15 protein-coding genes are annotated in these 16,787 nt (G+C 43.9%); 5 read left to right on the top strand and 10 right to left on the bottom strand.

What is annotated here, in order from left to right:
- Positions 1-147: 147 nt before the first annotated feature.
- The gene (gene hpf, locus MTR82_RS00260; protein WP_052650938.1) at positions 148-729 is read right to left on the bottom strand and encodes a ribosome hibernation-promoting factor, HPF/YfiA family; all 582 of its coding nucleotides are present in this window, start codon (positions 727-729) and stop codon (positions 148-150) included.
- A gap of 126 nt (positions 730-855) precedes the next feature.
- Between hpf and MTR82_RS00255 the strand changes: the two genes are divergently transcribed.
- The gene (locus tag MTR82_RS00255; protein ID WP_246807333.1) at positions 856-1,560 is read left to right on the top strand and encodes an SDR family NAD(P)-dependent oxidoreductase; all 705 of its coding nucleotides are present in this window, start codon (positions 856-858) and stop codon (positions 1,558-1,560) included.
- 39 nt (positions 1,561-1,599) lie between these two features.
- On the opposite strand, the gene MTR82_RS00250 is transcribed toward MTR82_RS00255, so the two are convergent.
- The 7 genes from MTR82_RS00250 to MTR82_RS00220 form a co-directional block, all read right to left on the bottom strand.
- On the bottom strand, positions 1,600-1,941 hold the full coding sequence (locus MTR82_RS00250) for a PilZ domain-containing protein (RefSeq protein ID WP_246807332.1): 342 nt from the start codon (positions 1,939-1,941) through the stop codon (positions 1,600-1,602).
- 32 nt (positions 1,942-1,973) lie between these two features.
- Positions 1,974-2,573 carry a ComF family protein gene (locus tag MTR82_RS00245; protein ID WP_246807331.1) on the bottom strand — a complete coding sequence of 200 codons (600 nt, stop codon included), beginning with the start codon at positions 2,571-2,573 and terminating at the stop codon, positions 1,974-1,976.
- A 56-nt stretch (positions 2,574-2,629) separates the two neighbouring features.
- The gene (locus MTR82_RS00240; protein WP_246807330.1) at positions 2,630-3,955 is read right to left on the bottom strand and encodes an ATP-dependent helicase ComFA; all 1,326 of its coding nucleotides are present in this window, start codon (positions 3,953-3,955) and stop codon (positions 2,630-2,632) included.
- Between the two features lie 37 nt (positions 3,956-3,992).
- Positions 3,993-4,829, bottom strand: a complete 837-nt coding sequence (locus tag MTR82_RS00235) for a DegV family protein (RefSeq protein ID WP_052650934.1) — start codon at positions 4,827-4,829, stop codon at positions 3,993-3,995.
- 169 nt (positions 4,830-4,998) lie between these two features.
- The gene (locus tag MTR82_RS00230) at positions 4,999-5,577 is read right to left on the bottom strand and encodes a nuclear transport factor 2 family protein (RefSeq protein ID WP_246807329.1); all 579 of its coding nucleotides are present in this window, start codon (positions 5,575-5,577) and stop codon (positions 4,999-5,001) included.
- A gap of 323 nt (positions 5,578-5,900) precedes the next feature.
- Positions 5,901-6,575 carry a response regulator gene (locus tag MTR82_RS00225; protein ID WP_052650931.1) on the bottom strand — a complete coding sequence of 225 codons (675 nt, stop codon included), beginning with the start codon at positions 6,573-6,575 and terminating at the stop codon, positions 5,901-5,903.
- A gap of 27 nt (positions 6,576-6,602) precedes the next feature.
- Complete coding sequence (locus MTR82_RS00220; protein ID WP_052650930.1) at positions 6,603-7,748, bottom strand: sensor histidine kinase; 1,146 nt, start codon at positions 7,746-7,748, stop codon at positions 6,603-6,605.
- Positions 7,749-7,907: 159 nt separating this feature from the next.
- Here MTR82_RS00220 and MTR82_RS00215 point away from each other — a divergent pair, with 159 nt between their 5' ends.
- Together MTR82_RS00215 and MTR82_RS00210 are read left to right on the top strand one after the other, a co-directional pair.
- A complete protein-coding gene (locus MTR82_RS00215; protein ID WP_246807328.1) occupies positions 7,908-8,543 on the top strand; it encodes a YigZ family protein in 636 nt (211 codons plus the stop codon).
- A 161-nt stretch (positions 8,544-8,704) separates the two neighbouring features.
- Positions 8,705-9,751, top strand: coding sequence for an LCP family protein (locus MTR82_RS00210; RefSeq protein WP_052650928.1), 1,047 nt, complete (start codon positions 8,705-8,707; stop codon positions 9,749-9,751).
- 79 nt (positions 9,752-9,830) lie between these two features.
- Here MTR82_RS00210 and MTR82_RS00205 read toward each other — a convergent pair whose 3' ends face one another.
- Positions 9,831-10,907: a glycosyltransferase family 4 protein gene (locus tag MTR82_RS00205; RefSeq protein WP_246807327.1), complete on the bottom strand. Its 1,077-nt coding sequence runs from the start codon at positions 10,905-10,907 to the stop codon at positions 9,831-9,833.
- Between the two features lie 217 nt (positions 10,908-11,124).
- Between MTR82_RS00205 and secA2 the strand changes: the two genes are divergently transcribed.
- On the top strand, positions 11,125-13,491 hold the full coding sequence (gene secA2, locus MTR82_RS00200; protein ID WP_246807326.1) for an accessory Sec system translocase SecA2: 2,367 nt from the start codon (positions 11,125-11,127) through the stop codon (positions 13,489-13,491).
- Positions 13,488-14,384 carry an accessory Sec system S-layer assembly protein gene (locus MTR82_RS00195; protein ID WP_246807325.1) on the top strand — a complete coding sequence of 299 codons (897 nt, stop codon included), beginning with the start codon at positions 13,488-13,490 and terminating at the stop codon, positions 14,382-14,384. The genes secA2 and MTR82_RS00195 overlap by 4 nt, the downstream gene beginning before the upstream one ends.
- 39 nt (positions 14,385-14,423) lie before the next feature.
- Here MTR82_RS00195 and MTR82_RS00190 read toward each other — a convergent pair whose 3' ends face one another.
- On the bottom strand, positions 14,424-16,691 hold the full coding sequence (locus MTR82_RS00190) for a phosphodiester glycosidase family protein (protein WP_246807324.1): 2,268 nt from the start codon (positions 16,689-16,691) through the stop codon (positions 14,424-14,426).
- Between the last annotated feature and the right edge of the window lie 96 nt (positions 16,692-16,787).

Here is a 16,787-nt window from a genome sequence, read left to right as displayed (position 1 = left end):
AAATTCTCACTACTTATTTTAACACTGCAGACAACCGCGTGCAAACTTCCTGTATGCCACTTAAAATTGCTATAAAGAGCAAAAAAATAGTTTCTTTCCCTATAAAAAGAAAAAAACCTCTCACAAGGAGAGGCTTTTTGACTATTATTAAGAGCTGGTTTCAATCAAACCGTAGGTGCCGTCTTTACGTTTGTAGACGATATTGGTTTCATTCGACTCAGCATCAGTGAAGACGAAGAAATTATGCCCAAGCATATTCATCTGCAATACGGCTTCCTCTTCATCCATCGGTTTTAGTTCAAATTGTTTTGTACGGACGATTGTCAAATCTTCATCGTCTTCATCTGTATAGGAATTTTCCGCATCATTTGAAGTTTGAGTCACTTGTTCAGCTGAAGCAAACGCAATGCCCATTCCTTCGCGATCGCGGAATTTACGGTTGATTTTTGTTTTGTATTTTCGAATTTGGCGCTCAAGCTTGCCAATGATTAAATCTACTGCTGCATATAGTTCATCGTGCCGTTCTTCTGCACGCAATACGAGATTTTTCATAGGGATTGTAATTTCCACTTTGGTTTGGCTGTGATTAAGCGCTTTTAAGTTAACCATCGCAGTTGCGTTTGTACCTTCCGGAAAGTATCTTTCAATCTTATCCACTTTCTTTTCGATGTACTCGCGAACTGCCGGAGTTACTTCGACATTGTCGGCCTTGATATTGTATTGAAGCATATGAACTCCTCCTTCTTTTGTGCTTACCTTTACATTTCTATATATCCCCTGAAGTTTCCTGCTTAAAACTAAAAAGTTTTAAGGAAGTTAAATTCAGGTAAAGTAAATCACAAGGAGATGAAAGCCATGTTTACAAATAAAACAGTAGTGGTGACCGGTGCTTCCCAGGGCATCGGCCGAAGCATTGCAGAACATTTTTTAACGAAAGAAGCAAAAGTCGTCGGACTCGACATCCAAGGGAGTGATTTGCCTGGAATGGATTTCCGCAAATGCGATGTCGGGAACTTCAATGAAGTCATCAAGGTATTCTCAGAAATCCATAAAGACTACGGAGCCATTCATATTCTGATTAATAACGCAGGGGTTTCAAAGTTCACTTCCATCTGGGAGATTGAAGAACAGGACTGGGATGAGCTTCTCAATACAAATTTAAAAAGCGTATTCATATGCAGCCGTGAAGCTGCACGCTATATGACGGAAGATATCCGTTCAATCGTCAATATGGCTTCGACACGGGCATTTATGTCAGAACCGAATACAGAGCTTTACTCCGCTTCAAAGGGCGGGATTTTTGCGTTGACCCATTCGCTGGCAGCTACTTTAAGCGAAAAGGGAATTCGGGTAAATTCGATTGCCCCTGGATGGATCCACACCGGAGAAGAAGCACTCCGGAAAGTCGACCATGAGCAGCATTGGAGCGGGCGCGTCGGCAAACCCGATGATATTGCCCGCGCCTGCCTTTTCTTGTCCAATCCTGAAAACTCTTTCATCACCGGAGAATGCCTCACTATCGATGGCGGCATGACCAGAAAAATGATTTATGAACATTAAAAGAAAACTGCCGGGCGTTTGTTAAACGTCCGGCAGTTTTTATTCCAATTCCAGATATGCTTTTAACTCATTGTTGATCAGCATTTCTTTGCCTGGATCTTTATGGAACTCCATCCCATACATCCACCCTTCGGTCGTGCTTTCTTTCCATAAAAGGATGCCTTTTAAATAGAGCTTTTCATGGTTTAAAGTGAACTCGACATCGATTTCTTCTTTTATTTTTTCCAATTCCTTCTCCAAAAAGAATTTTCCGCCTCGCGGAGAGACATCAAGCAAAAGTCCATAATGCAAAGAAGTTCCACTCGGTTCATTCGAACGGATGAGTAATTCTTGCGGATGGCCAAACGCATACCGATAATGTTCCTGCCTGTTATAAAACATTTGCACCCCTCCAAAATGTTTTTGAATCCCTTTCAACCGCGAATCAAGCAAAACAATTCGATTTCCTCCGCCCCTGCCGCTTTCAGAACTTTTGCTGCATGGCGCATCGTCGTGCCTGTCGTATAGAGATCGTCGACCAATATAACTTTTTTCGGAACCGCTTCTCCATTCCACTGGAATAATGGAGTGGAAGCCATTCTTTCGGTTTTTGTTTTTTTGCCTTGGACATCTTCGTTCTTTGTCAATAAATGTTTGTACGGGAGCCTTGCTGACTCCAGCATCGCATCAACTTGGGCAAAGGTCCGCTCTTTCAACTTTTTCGGATTCATGGGGATCGGGACAATCACAGCTTCCACTTTTGCTAATGCGTGCTGCACTTCTTTTGCAAAAACTTCGGAAAGAATTACATCCTGCAGAAATTTATATTGGTGAAAATAAGTCTGCATCGCAGCATTGTATCGATACAAGCATTGTCCTTTCGTGATCAATCCGGCATATTCCGTCTGCTCCCAATAAAGGCAGTCTCGACAAACCCCATCTTCAAGCGCACCACAATATAAGCAAGCGTTTCCCGTGATGCTTTCAAATTCCGCTTTGCATTTCGTACAAACTGCTTCGTTCAAGTCATTCATAAATAAACTTCTCCATGATGCCTGCATGGGCAGCTTCCTGCTGCAAAGGAGGCAATTCATGAAATGGTCTTTCTATTATAAGCGATTATTGTCTTTTTGGCTCTATCCATTTCTCTCGTTATGCCATTATGGAAAAAAACAATATCCCCGGTTGGAAAGTCCGCTGCCCTGCCCGTCCTGCCGGAAATTTGGATTAAAGCTGCTGCATCGAAAATTTCTTCTTCTGCTCCAATTACCGCCACTTGAACCTTCGGTATCGTAATCCCCCGCTCCAGGATCGTAGAAGTCAGCAGCCCCGGAATTTTTCCTTGCCGCAATGCCATGACTTTCTCTTTTCTGTTTGGATCTTTGGAATGCACTGCTTCAATACCAACGTCCAATTCTTTAAATAAAGGGATGTTTTGGTCAATCAAATCAATCGTTGGGAAAAATAAAAGAAACGGTTCTTGCCGGGAAATCCTCAAACGAACCCAGGTTTCCAACTTTTTCGGGATGGTCTTCTTTTTTAATTGCTTGTTATAATTCCAAAGCGAATCGAAGCGCGGCACCGGCAAAGGCTGTCCATGATACCGCCTAAAAATTTCTGAACGGCCTGGCGTTTCTTTTAATAGCCGGGCAGATGGGGTCGCTGAAACGTAGACAACCGGCGCTTCCGGTTTTTTCGCTTTCATCACTGCTCTTTTCAAAGCGGGATCCATCGAATAGGGAAAGGCGTCTGCTTCATCCACGACCATCAGATCAAAGGCATTTTGAAAACGGTAAAGCTGATGTGTAGTGGCGATGACGATTTCAGCAAATCCCGGTTCATCCCGCGAACCGCCGTAAAGTGTGTGGACAACAGCTTCAGGAAAGACTGCACGGATACGAGGAGAGAGTTCCAGGACAACATCTGTCCGCGGGGCCGCAATGCAAATCCGGTCACCTTTCTTTAGCGCTTCGTAAATAGGGGCAAATAGCACTTCTGTTTTTCCGGCTCCGCATACCGCATAAATAAGATGGGAGCGATTGTTTTGAATACTTTCAATTACTTGTTGGGAAGCTAGATTCTGAGAAGGGGTTAAACGGCCGCTCCATTGAAATGAGCGGGTTTTGAGGGGTCTAGGAGATGGGGCCGCCCAAGTGATCAGCTCCGTACAAGAACTGATGCGTCCCATTTTGAGGCAATGGCGGCAATATAAACAGTCGCCTTCGCATTTTTCGCAATAAAAAGAAATGAGGTGTGCCGACTTTTCTAAACATCTGCTGCATTCCTGTTTCTCGCTAATGCCTGGAATGCACGCGATGAGCCCTTGGGCAATGGCTTCATCAATTTCATTTTTAGGAAAAGGGGTGAATTCTTTCAACCAGATTCTCCCGGTCAAAAAATCTTCTATTTCTTTCATAAACGGCCTCCTTTTTTGAAAAATGGACCTTGGCCGGTTATTTTCTTACCCAGCCAAGCCCCATTGAGCCTTCTCCTAAATGTGTTCCAATCACAGGGCCGAAATAGGAAATGACAAATTCCACTTCCGGGTACTGCTCGTGCAATTCTTCATACCATGCCTGTGCATCATCCGGACGGTTTGCATGGATGATCGCTGCTTTAAGGGGAATTCCCGCTTGTACATCTTCTCCGAGCATTCCTTCGATTCGCTTCATCGCTTTTTTCCGAGTCCGGATTTTTTCAAACGGCACAATCAATTTGTCCTGAAAATGAAGCAATGGTTTAATTTGCAGAAGCCCGCCGACGATGGCTTGAGCATTGGAAAGCCTTCCGCCTCTCCGCAAATGATTGAGGTCTTCCACCATAAAATAAGCGCGCATCGTTTTTTTCATTTCGTTAAGCGCTTGGATGATGGTGGCAGCATCCGCTCCTGCTCGGGACAATTCAGCCGCTTTCAACGCATAAAAGCCTTGCATGGCACAAGAAATTTCTGTATCAAAAGCAAAAACTTCCACATCTTTGACCAGTTCATTGGCTTGCTGCGCTCCTTGGAAGGTTCCGCTGATGCCACTCGACAAATGAATTGAAACGATTTCATCATACTCTTTTGCAAGCTCTTGATATTTGGTGACAAATTCACCGATCGGCGGCTGTGATGTTTTAGGTAATTCCTGTTCCGCTTTTTTATAAAAATCATCCACGTGCAATTCTTCCTCTTCAGCGAACGACTCATTTCCAAACGTCACTTGAAGCGGAACCATATGGATATTTTCAGCTCTGCGTATTTCTTCAGGTATGTACGCGGTACTATCTGTTACTATCGCTGTTCTCATTTTAATCAGCCTCCATTGCCAGTTTACCAAATAACGCATTAAAAATAACCCTTAAGTTCAACTAATTCTTTTTATGGTAAGCGAAAGAAGTTTTGAGCTTCTATATCCTGCCCCAGAGATGAAAATCGGAGCCGAAAAATAAAAACTTCCCGGAACTTCCGGGAAGTTTTTATTGGTTTCCGATAAAATGCAGGCTTGTGACTTTCCAAGCGCCGTCTTCATTTTTAAAAACAACCACTTGCCGTCCTGACTGCTTGGCCGTTTTATCCGAATTCGGCTCTGCCATCGACACATCGATTTGAGCATAAACTTCCGCCCGGCTCTCTTCATATTCCACAATGGTTTCATTGCTTGGTGTATAGGTTGTATCAAAATCTGCAAAAGCTTCAGTCAACGCAGCGCGGTCGTCTTCCCGGTCAAAGCCATCCGGCTCCTCTGCGATCACTTCCATATACCGATCGACATCTTCTGCATTAAAAGCATCGATATATTCTTGATAGGCAGCCAGAATCTTTTCCGCTTCAGCTTCTGGGACTTCGGCAGCTTCCGCTTCACCTTTATCGTTCAACGTAAAACCGACTTCGTCTTTCACTTCACCTTCTACATCTTCGACACCATGGTCCACAGCACTATTTTTATTCGTTCCATTTCCATCATCTGCTGTATTGCTGTTTACTGAAGGCTCTTCAGAATCAGAACAAGCAGCAAGCAATAATGCCACACTTGCGGCCAAAATCATCTTTTTCATCATACATTCCTCCTGCGCTTCATTTTGCCATACGCACGAAAAGAATACAATGAAGAAACTGTGTCGAATGAGAAAAGCGGAGGCGGCCGTTCAGCCTTGAAAGGCATAAGACAAACCGGCGAAGCGGCGTTCTTTGCCGCACAGCCGGGATGGCTTATGATCCCGAGGGGCTGGCCGCTGGAGTCTGGACAATGAAAAGCGGAGCCGCCTCGGTAGCCGCGACAAGCGCTGGAAGTCTTATCGAAAATGGCGGTCTTTGGTGCACCCCGTCCCTTCACATAAGAAAACCCCTGCATCAAGGATGCAGGGGTTCGCTTAATTAGTTAGCGTACTTCAACCCAGCCATTTTTAATGGCTGTAACAACAGCTTGAGTACGGTCATTTACTTGCATTTTTTGAAGGATGCTGGAAACGTGGTTTTTTACCGTTTTTTCAGAAATGAAGAGCGTTTCGCCGATTACACGGTTGCTTTGCCCGTCCGTCAATAATTGAAGAACTTCACTTTCACGCTTCGTCAATAAATGATATGGACGGCGAATTTCGGTTTGGTGGAAAGAACCTTTGTTTTCACGTTCGCTCAAGCGACGGAATTCCATCACCAAATTGCGCGTTACTTTCGGGTGAAGATAAGATCCTCCTTTTGCCACAACTTTAATGGCCTGGATAATCGCCTCTGCATCCATTTCCTTCAGCATATAGCCAAGAGCGCCTGTCTTTAATGCATGCGTTACATAAGATTCATCATCGTGAATTGACAGCATAATGACTTTTGCATCAGGGAAATTCTCAATCAACTCGCCTGTTGCCTCTACCCCATTTTTTTGCGGCATATTAATGTCCATTAATACCACATCGGGTTTGTATTCTTCGTATAATTTGACGACTTCCGTCCCATCTCCGCCTTCTGCTACAACTTCAAACGAATCTTCAAAATCAAGAATCCGCTTTACGCCTTCACGGAAGAGTTGGTGATCGTCGATAATAATAATTTTTGTCATTATGTTGTCCTCCTCGAATACCGTATCTTAACTGTCTAGAGTTAATGGAATAATAAACATCAGTACTGTGCCATTTCCTAGTGAAGAATTGATGATAAAATCTCCATTTATCAATTCAATCCGTTCTTTCATGCCCATCAAGCCAAAAGATTGGCTTTTCACGATGCTTTTATCGAATCCTGAACCGTTATCTTTCACGATAATGGTCACCTGTTTTTCCAGCCATTCAACATTCACATCAATTTCAGAAGCTTTCCCATGCCGAACTGCATTGGTAATGGCTTCTTGAACCAATCGGAAAATAGCCGTTTCGTAATTGCTGGGAAGCCGCACTTCCTTTCCTGTTGATTGGAAATTCATACGTGTTCCTTTGTTATACTCTTCTGTCGTATCAATATACTTTTTTAATGTAGGAACTAATCCCAAATCATCTAAAGCCATCGGACGCAGATCATAAATGATCCGTCTTACTTCAGTCAAGGCATCCCTTACCATCTCTTTTAAGGAAGTGATTTCTTTGAATGCCAATTCAGGACCTTTTTCACGAAACGTCCTGTCAATCAAGTCTGAACGCAAAAGCACATTCGCCATCATCTGAGCCGGACCATCGTGGATTTCGCGTGACAAGCGCTTCCGCTCTTCTTCTTGCGCTTCGATGATCCGAAGGCTATAATCTTGCTTTAGCTTCACATTGTCCTCTGCTTCATCAACTTTTTCAAGATCTGAAGTCAGGTAATTCATTGTAACGTTCAAACGGTTGACCAGATATTCCGCACGTTCAATTGTCTGAAGCAATGATTGGAGGCGCCGCTGCAAGCTGTCGCGTTTTTGGCGATATTGTTTTTCTTCAGAACGATTGATTGACAACTTGACCTGTAATTCATTAGCCTGTTCATAAGCTTGCCTGACTTGGCTCTCAGTAAATGAATTAAAGAATTGAGAAACTTCGGCAAGCCTCCTGCGTGCAGCACGGGTCTTTTCTTCCAGAAGGTCTCCCGTTTTTATCACACGTGCAATATTTGTTCGCACTTCTTGAAGTTCGTTTTTCATATCTTCATAACTTTGGCGACTTTGTTCACTTATGACGAAAATATCCTGCTTGGAACGTTCCATTTTGTCCATTACTTCGTCAAAAATGGAGTCTAATGCTTTCACGTCGAATTTTTTAGCCATTATAAAACCGCCTTAGCTATACTAAACTATACATAGAAGAAAAATCCTTGCACCTTTATGCCTGCCACAGCTGTAATAAGTATATCACTTTATAAGCAAGGCCATGTTAAAAACACATTACAAATTATCTGATTACATTTTACACCAGGAGGCTCTAAAATGCGAGAAAATTACAAAACCATCGGCAATGGAAAAGAATCGGAAATTACAATACAAAAGTCCCGTTTTATTGCGCACGCAAAAAGAGCAGAAACAGAAAAAGAAGCATTGGAATTCATCGATTCCATCAAGGCGCAGCATAAAAGCGCCAATCATAATTGTTCAGCATACATGATTGGCGAACATGATTCAATCCAGAAGGCGAATGACGACGGAGAACCGAGCGGAACGGCGGGAGTTCCGATGCTGGAAGTTTTAAAGAAGCAAGGTTTAAAAGATACGGTCGTTGTCGTTACCCGTTATTTCGGCGGCATTAAACTTGGCGGAGGCGGATTGATCCGCGCTTATGGAAAAGCGACCACAGAAGCGATTGCCGCAGCCGGCGTAGTGGAACGGCGGCTCCACTGCCTGATGAACGTTCAAGTCGACTATACTTGGCTCGGAAAAATAGAAAATGAAATTCGTCAATCCGACTTCCCTTTAAAGGAAATTCTCTACACGGAAGGCGTTGAATTATTGATTTATGTACCTGTTGAACAAGAACAGCAATTTAGCGATTGGATCAACGAAATGACGAACGGACAGGCAAAGATCGTGTGCCAGGAAAAAGAATTTCTTGAATTCAAAATATCCTGATCTTTTTTCGTTTACGTATCTTTCAACTCGCTGTATAATAGGTTGAATCAGAGTATGCATGCAACTTAGACTATTGTCATGCGTCTACTATCATAGTAAGATTGGATCGACCCGAATTGAATACTCGGTTAGCCCATTCCTAATTTAGAGGAGTTATAACCATGAACCGTAAAAGTTATCGCAAGTCGAAATCGAGCAAAAAACGGACAGCGATTAAAATAATCGTAACATTGGCCTTATCTTTGCTCATATGTGGATCCGCATTCGGCATTTACCTCGTCAAGAAAGCGGAAAATGCAGCAGATCGCGCTTTTGAAACCGCTGGAGACCGTGAAATGTCAGATTTAAGGGAAGAACAAGTCGAACCGCTGCATGATAATATATCGATTCTCTTTATCGGTGTAGATGACAGTGAAGCGCGGGATCAAGATGATCACAACATCCGCTCAGACGCCTTAGTTCTTGCCACTTTAAACAACGAAGACAAATCAATCAAGCTTGTCAGTATTCCTCGAGATACTTACACTTATATCCCAGACGCTGGATACAAAGACAAAATCACCCATGCATACGCACTTGAAGGGCCTAGTTCCACGATTGAAAGTGTAGAAGAATTGCTGGAAGTGCCAGTCGATTACTATGTGCGCATGGATTTCCAAGCGTTTATCGAAGTTGTTGATTCCTTAGGCGGAATCGAAGCAGAAGTACCATACGATTTAGAAGAAAAAGATGAGAATGATATACACGGCGCGATTGTCCTAAAAGAAGGTTTACAAGAATTGAACGGAAGCGAAGCTCTTGCCCTTGCAAGAACCCGCCATTACGACAATGACATTGAGCGCGGCAAACGCCAGCAAATGTTGATTGAAAGCATTATGGATAAAGCTTTATCCGCAACTTCCATTACTAAATACGGATCTGTTATTGATGCAATCGGAGATAATATGCGCACCAACTTAACTTTCAGAGATATGCAGTCGTTTTTCGAATATGCGAAAAATGGCAAACCTGATATCGATACGCTTTCATTAAAAGGGTATGACGATATGTCAACAGGCATCTATTATTGGCAGTTGGATGAAGAATCCCTTCTCGAAGTCCAAGATATTCTTCAAAGCCATTTAGGGCTAAAACCTGATACATCTAGTTTGTCCGACAACAGCGACACGAATTTAGCTGAACGCACAAACGTAGAAGAAGATTATTAACCGCAGCCAAAGCTGCGGTTTTTCTTTTGAAACAAACAAAAAAGACGCGATAGCAACTCTGCTATCGCGCCTTTCCTATTTACTTTCCGATAAATTTCACTAGATTGATCAGTGGGCGATAATTCTTTCCTGCCAACCCCACTACTTCGACAAACAATTCAATCGCAATCAACATGACACTGAGCAGCAGGATGCCTCCCCATAAGGTAGCTTGGGAGAACAATAATGCAGCCAAACCGAATAATGCGGCAATGCCGTAGATGATCAATACCGTTTGGCGATGCGAGAATCCGATATTCAACAAGCAGTGATGCAAATGCGATTTATCCGCTGCTGAAATGGATTGCTTCTCACGCACACGCCGCACGATGGCAAAGAACGTGTCTGAGATTGGTACGCCAAGCATGATGATTGGAATAATCAAAGCGACGACTGTTACGTTTTTGAAGCCCATCAATGCGAGAACCGAAATCATAAACCCAAGGAATAAAGCTCCGGTGTCCCCCATGAAGATTTTCGCGGGATGGAAATTATAGAAAAGGAAACCGATTGAACTGGCAGCTAAAATCGCAGCCAACGACATAACAAATGGGTCACCCATGATGAAGGCCATAATAGCCAGTGTAATTAACGCAATTGTTGAAACTCCTGCCGCTAATCCATCAAGCCCGTCAATCAAGTTGATCGCATTTGTTATACCCACGATCCAAAGAATCGTCAGCGGAATACTGAAGTAACCAAAATCCAACTCTCCGCCGAATGGCAAGTTGATGAATGAGATTTCAAGTCCCCCGCCTACTACAACGATGGCAGCTGCAGCCAATTGTCCCAAAAGCTTCGCTTTTGCAGTGATTTCAAACATATCATCCAATACACCGGTAACTGTAATTATCACGGCGCCGATTAAGATGGCGGTTGAAATCGGGATAAAAGATGCATCCACTGCATTCGAAACTGTTTCTTCCGGACGCAAAATGAAATAGCCGATAACAAATGAGCCGAATATTGCTAATCCGCCTAAACGCGGCATAATTCTCGCATGAACTTTTCTATAGTTAGGCCGATCGACTGCTCCTACGCGAAAGGCAATTCGCTTTACAATGGGAGTAAGTACGATTGAAGCGATAAATGCCAAAACCAAAGTAAGGTATAGCATGTCTTTCCTCCTTAAAACTTCTAATTCAACATATAAATCCAATTTCATTATAGCATGTCTCTACAGGAAATAAAGTATTTATGTGTGCATTATTGCTCTTCAGTCTATGAGACGCCCGCAAATACAAAAGGTTTCCTTTTTGTTAAGTGGAGTTTGTTGGTAAAGTTTGATAAAATAATCAAGTAGCAATGGATGTACATAAAGGAGACTATTATGCATGGCAACGTTATTCAAGCGTTCTAATAAACCGAATTTAAGACAACTTAAAAAATACAAAAAAATTGTTGAAGAAATCAATCGCTTGGAAGAAAACTATCAATCCATGAGCGATGAAGAATTGAAAAACATGACTGTTTCTTTCCGCGAACAATTAGCCGATGGAAAGAAAATCGAAAAGATTATTCCGGATGCATTTGCTGTAGTCCGTGAAGCATCGAAGCGTGTGTTGAACATGCGCCATTTTGATGTGCAATTGCTCGGCGGCCTCGTGCTGGCTGAAGGAAACATCGCGGAGATGCCGACTGGCGAAGGGAAAACGCTTGTCGCTTCCCTCCCTTCCTATACACGGGCGCTTGAAGGAAAAGGCGTCCATGTCATCACTGTCAATGATTATTTGGCGCAGCGGGACTTTGACCAAATCGGACAGATCCACCGTTTTCTCGGATTGACTGTTGGCTTGAATCTGCCGTTAATGGATACTGACGAAAAGCAAACTGCCTATAAAGCCGACATCACTTATGGAGTTGGAACAGAATTCGGATTTGATTATTTGCGGGATAATATGGCGGGCACGAATGAAGATAAAGTTCAGCGCCCCTACCATTACGCGATCATTGATGAAGTCGACAGCGTCTTGATCGATGAGGCAAAAACGCCTTTGATCGTTGCTGGAAAAGCAAAAGCGAGCGCAGAACTCCATCAAATAAGCGCACTCTTAGCTGCCCGCTTTAAAGAAGGCGTCGATTATGATTTTGATGCTGAAACAAAAGCGACTTCCCTCACAGACAAAGGCATTGAAAAGGTGGAAAAAGCTTTTGGTGTCGATAATCTGTACGAATTGGAGCACCAAACCCTCTACCATTACGTAATCATGGCCGTCCGCGCGCACGTGATGTTCCAGCGCGATGTCGATTATATTGTCAAAGACAACAAAATCATGCTCGTTGATATGTTCACCGGACGTACGATGGAAGGCCGTACTTTGTCAGATGGCCTCCATCAAGCGATCGAAGCAAAGGAAAAAGTGGAAATCACGGATGAAAACAAAGCACAAGCGCAAATCACCATCCAGAACTATTTCCGTATGTACCCGATTCTATCCGGTATGACGGGAACCGCGAAAACGCAGGAAAAAGAATTCATGGAAGTTTACGGCATGGAAGTGATCCAGGTTCCGACGAACAATCCGCGGGCACGTGTGGATATGCCGGACCGGGTTTTCGAAACAGCTGATCAAAAATACAAAGAAGTTGCTCGCCAAGTAAGCGAACGCCATAAAACAGGCCAGCCGGTCCTAGTCGGAACCACCTCCATTTTGCAATCTGAAATGGTCGCTGATTACCTCGCAGCGGAAAATCTGGAATTCCAATTGCTAAACGCTAAAAGCGTCGAGCAGGAAGTCCATCTGATTTCCCAAGCAGGGCAATTGAACCATATTACGGTTGCTACGAACATGGCCGGACGCGGAACGGACATTGTGCTTGGCGAAGGCGTAGCCTCCATTGGCGGTTTGCATGTCATCGGCACAGAAAAACACGAAAGCCGCCGTATCGACAACCAATTGCGCGGACGCTCTGGCCGCCAAGGAGATCCGGGATCAACTGAATTTATTATTTCCCTGGAAGACGATATGTTTAAACGTTTCGCAAAAGAAGAAACCGAAAAATTCATGAAGAAAATGACCACCGACAAAAACGGGGAAATTACGAACAAAGACGTCCACGAATTGACAGACCGGACACAGCGCATCGTAGAAGGCTCCCACTTCTCTATGCGGGAATACAATTTAAAGCTGGATGATGTCATCAACGAACAGCGGAAAATTGTCTACGGTCTACGCAATCGGGTCTTGAACGGCAATGAAAACACGCACCTCTTAAAAGATATAGTGGCTGATGCTGCCGACTTCATCATTTCGGAATCGCTGCCGGAAGACGAGGATTATACAGCTGCCCATCTGCGGGATTTGGAACATTCGCTGCAGCAATTGCTCGGGCCGGAAGTGGCACTTTCAGTTAAATTGGATAAACGCAAAAAAGTGGATGCTGCCGTAAAACCGGTTCTGGATTCCGTCAATGAATTGATCGAAGCCTATGCAGACAACGAACGCGTCATGGCCACGATCCCATTTGTGATGAAATCGTATATCGACCAAATGTGGGTTAAGCATTTAGAGAGCATGTCCCATTTAAAAGAAGGAATTGGCTTGCGCTCTTACCAACAAGAAGATCCGATGCGGATTTACCAGCGTGAAGGATTGGAACTTTTTGCAGGCAATTTCCAAAATCTCCGTTATTCAATCGCATCCGAATTACTGGGCTTTTTGCACATGCTTGAGAACGAAGAGAAGGAGGCAATCGAATGAGTATTTTTTCATTCTTCAATAAGACAACAAAAACCGGACGTGATGCCATCATCTCTTCTACCGAAGTCGTAGAAGGCACGGCTTCTCAGACAGATACTGAAGGCGATATTCATACATCGCTTTCCATTTCTCCTGACTGGAAGATCAGCAAAGAACAGGAATATGTATTAAAATTCTTGTCGAATGATTTGCAGCCGCTGAAGAAAGACCAACTGTCGCTGTCCGGCATCGATATTGAAATGGACAAAAGAACGGGAAACTGGAATGTTCAAGCATTCCTCCGTTCTTCTTTAGACCGCCCGATGACTTTAGGAAAAGCTGAACTTCTTCTACTAGATGGAGACAGCCAAGTACTTGCAGCACAAGAATTCGATTTATCAACGCTCGGGGCCATTCCGGCATTATCAAATCGGCCGTGGGTATTCCAATTCGAAAAAGCGAACATCAAAGCTCTCGAAGTGCCGGCAGAAAACTGGACGTTAGCCTTTAATGTCCAATCTTTAGTCCCCCACTCACTGGACCTTGATCCAGCTTGGGAAGAAGCACTCCCGGAAGAACAAAAAAAAGCACTTAGCGCGATTGTGAAAGAATTGCCCGCTTTAAATCCAAGAGAAGTCAATATCACTGGATTCCAGTCAAAATTGACCCCTGAAGGGAATTTAGCCGCTTCAGTCTTTATTCGGAATGGGCATACCCAGCATATCCAATTAGAGAAATTGCCGCTTGAAGTGCTCGATGCAACCGGGCAGCAAATCGTATCCGGATCGTTCGAGCTTGATAAACTTGAAGTTAAAGCCAATACGTCTAAACCATGGACGTTCATTTTCCCGAAAGAAATGCTTCAAATCCAAGAGCCCGATTTGTCCCGATGGACTGCACGGGTTCCAAAATAACACCTAACAAAAAAGCTCAGCGCTATGCTGAGCTTTTTCTTATTGGATTTTAAATTCAGTAAGATGGTCTTTCACCATTTTGATGTTTGACGAGTTTGGTACAAAATGCGTGACAATCAATTGGTAATTTTGTCCGCTCTTATAGCCGCCAGCAGGCGCTTCCACAATTAATTGGTTTGGCGCAGCACCTTTTTTAACTGTCACTGCCTGGCGTACCCCGTATTGATCTTCCACATACACATACTTCCCGTGAATAAATTCCGGATTCATAGGCTGCGAAAAAGTCACCGTGAATTTTTTATCCGCTTTTTCAATGCGTACAGATGGATTTGGGACAAAGCTTTGTTGAACCGTCTTGTCGGCCGTATAAAGGGCTTGGAGGCCGTCGATCCATACAGAACCTTTCGTCTTCTTCGTCGATTTCGTTTCCGCCACGTAGATTCTGTTTAAACTGAGAGGAGCTGCGGCAGTAGCCGGGATATTCGCTTCAACGTATTTCCATCCAACCCAATCCAGTTTATCTTCCGCCGTAAAATCAATGACCACTTCTTTGCCGTTGGCATCGGTCAAAGAACCGCGGAGCCAATGGTTCATCCCGTCTCCATATACCCATGCACCGATTCGCTTCGGCTGATTCGGTATTTGGTAAGGGCTGTTCCACTTCAAGTAAGCTGCTGAAACGCCGTCTTTATAGGAAGTGAAATCATAGTCTAATTTAACCGAACCGCTTCCCTGCTTTGGTGCAATTGATTTCTCCAAAGAAATTGCTGCTGTAGCACGGACCGCTTCGGCAGATAAACCGCTTGTTGAGTCCAATGCACTTAATGCCACCGGTTTATCAGATACTTTAGGGCTTACTGTGACCGGAATCGTGATGGATGCATTTTCATATTTAGCAGAAACAGTTCCGCTGCCTTCTTTAACTGCGATGAACTGGTTGTTTTCAATTTTTCCAATGCCTCCAGAAACTGAAATCAACTTCAATTTTGCCTGGTCAATCGGCAAAGTATTGTAATATTGGTCCAGCACTTTATCCACTTTGAATCCAAGCGCCGAATCTACCGGAATGCTTCCAGCTTGTTTCGGTGAAGCGGTCACGTAAGTGCCAACGCCATATGGAGCAGTGCTGACTGCCTCTAAAATGGCAGAAACTTTTCGTTCATAGCCCGTAGACGGCCGGTTCACTAAGGTCGGCAAACTATCGCCGTACTTCCGGGCAGCCATGGTAGTAGAGCCGCCGCCGTCCAGGTTGATCGCATTGTATGCGCCGATCGATTTCAAATAACTTGCGAATTCAGTCAAAGTCATTCCTGAACTGCCAGTGATACCACTATCCACTGTTACAAAATAAGCATTTGAACCGTCGGCATTCGTCGCTACAGCTGTTCGGGCTGTTCGTTGCGCAACCCGGGGACTGTTCAAATCAATGGACAGATCCACTGCACCATTTTGGACAAGCAGCGGGCCGGTCGCCAGCATGAATTTCGATCCTTTCCATTGCTTTTCAACATCCACCGTCAATCCGACAGCATCGCCGATTTTCAAGTCACGGATCTTATCGACTTCTTCTTTGTCAACAGCTGAAATAACATAGCCATTCTTCGGAATCGTCGCACTTGTATATTGTCCATAAGGGCGGATTGCCGTTACTTTTCCGGGAACCGTTTCCCCGAATTCATTGCCCGTATTAACTGAAGAAGAAGTGGAAACCACCACTTCAAGGCCGGTACTATTAGTCCGTGTGTTTTCATACGGCCAGCTTGAAGTATAGAGGATGCTTTCCCCGCGTTCTCTTTCCCTGTTTAAGGAAGTTAGCTCTGAAGATTTTCCGTTATGCGTAATTGTATAAGAAAGATTATACTTTCCGACTTTCGCTTTGTTATCGGCCGTAACGCCAAAAGCGGCTGGGGTATGCATAAAGTCATTATAGTTTGTTGAAACAGCCCCCAAATTAACGATGTTATTGCCTTCTGCCAATAAGTAAGTAGGCAGCCCCGATTCGAAAGTGAAAAGCGAAGCGTTAATTGCGCCAATTACGTGATTTTGTTCTTTCGTATGTAAGCGGCTCAGGCTCGTAGTCGTCGATAAGGCCGTGAACGGATTCGATATCCCCATGCTGATAGTCGTATAAGGAGCATTCATATTAATCGTCATTCGGTTAATGCGTTGGGCTTTTCCCGATACGCTTTTGCTTTCATTTACATAATTCACGCCGGGCGACAGCATATCTGCACTTGCCGGTTTTACTTGCATTGACAATAGTAATCCCGCGGCCAAAGACACAGTCAGTAACTTTTTAAATTTCATCCAATAACTCCTTAAACTATATTTTTAAGCACCATTTAAATTTCCACAAAAAAAAGGAATCCACAAATAACATTGTGGATTCCTTTTCTCGCTTCA

This window comes from Planococcus ruber, from assembly GCF_022819085.1.
Classification (GTDB): Bacteria; Bacillota; Bacilli; order Bacillales_A; family Planococcaceae; genus Planococcus; species Planococcus ruber.
The sequence above is the reverse complement of the archived record's forward strand: the minus strand, read 5'-3'. Positions and strand labels throughout refer to the sequence as shown.

Bases quoted from the DNA above. Each gene is read 5' to 3' on its own strand.
- MTR82_RS00195 (WP_246807325.1), top strand. From the start codon at position 13,488: ATGAGTATTTTTTCATTCTTCAATAAGACAACAAAAACCGGACGTGAT.
- MTR82_RS00220 (WP_052650930.1), bottom strand. From the start codon at position 7,748: ATGGCTAAAAAATTCGACGTGAAAGCATTAGACTCCATTTTTGACGAA.
- MTR82_RS00240 (WP_246807330.1), bottom strand. From the start codon at position 3,955: ATGAAAGAAATAGAAGATTTTTTGACCGGGAGAATCTGGTTGAAAGAA.
- MTR82_RS00245 (WP_246807331.1), bottom strand. From the start codon at position 2,573: ATGAATGACTTGAACGAAGCAGTTTGTACGAAATGCAAAGCGGAATTT.
- MTR82_RS00250 (WP_246807332.1), bottom strand. From the start codon at position 1,941: ATGTTTTATAACAGGCAGGAACATTATCGGTATGCGTTTGGCCATCCG.
- MTR82_RS00230 (WP_246807329.1), bottom strand. From the start codon at position 5,577: ATGAAAAAGATGATTTTGGCCGCAAGTGTGGCATTATTGCTTGCTGCT.
- MTR82_RS00215 (WP_246807328.1), top strand. From the start codon at position 7,908: ATGCGAGAAAATTACAAAACCATCGGCAATGGAAAAGAATCGGAAATT.
- MTR82_RS00255 (WP_246807333.1), top strand. From the start codon at position 856: ATGTTTACAAATAAAACAGTAGTGGTGACCGGTGCTTCCCAGGGCATC.
- secA2 (WP_246807326.1), top strand. From the start codon at position 11,125: ATGGCAACGTTATTCAAGCGTTCTAATAAACCGAATTTAAGACAACTT.
- MTR82_RS00210 (WP_052650928.1), top strand. From the start codon at position 8,705: ATGAACCGTAAAAGTTATCGCAAGTCGAAATCGAGCAAAAAACGGACA.
- MTR82_RS00225 (WP_052650931.1), bottom strand. From the start codon at position 6,575: ATGACAAAAATTATTATTATCGACGATCACCAACTCTTCCGTGAAGGC.
- MTR82_RS00190 (WP_246807324.1), bottom strand. From the start codon at position 16,691: ATGAAATTTAAAAAGTTACTGACTGTGTCTTTGGCCGCGGGATTACTA.
- MTR82_RS00235 (WP_052650934.1), bottom strand. From the start codon at position 4,829: ATGAGAACAGCGATAGTAACAGATAGTACCGCGTACATACCTGAAGAA.
- hpf (WP_052650938.1), bottom strand. From the start codon at position 729: ATGCTTCAATACAATATCAAGGCCGACAATGTCGAAGTAACTCCGGCA.
- MTR82_RS00205 (WP_246807327.1), bottom strand. From the start codon at position 10,907: ATGCTATACCTTACTTTGGTTTTGGCATTTATCGCTTCAATCGTACTT.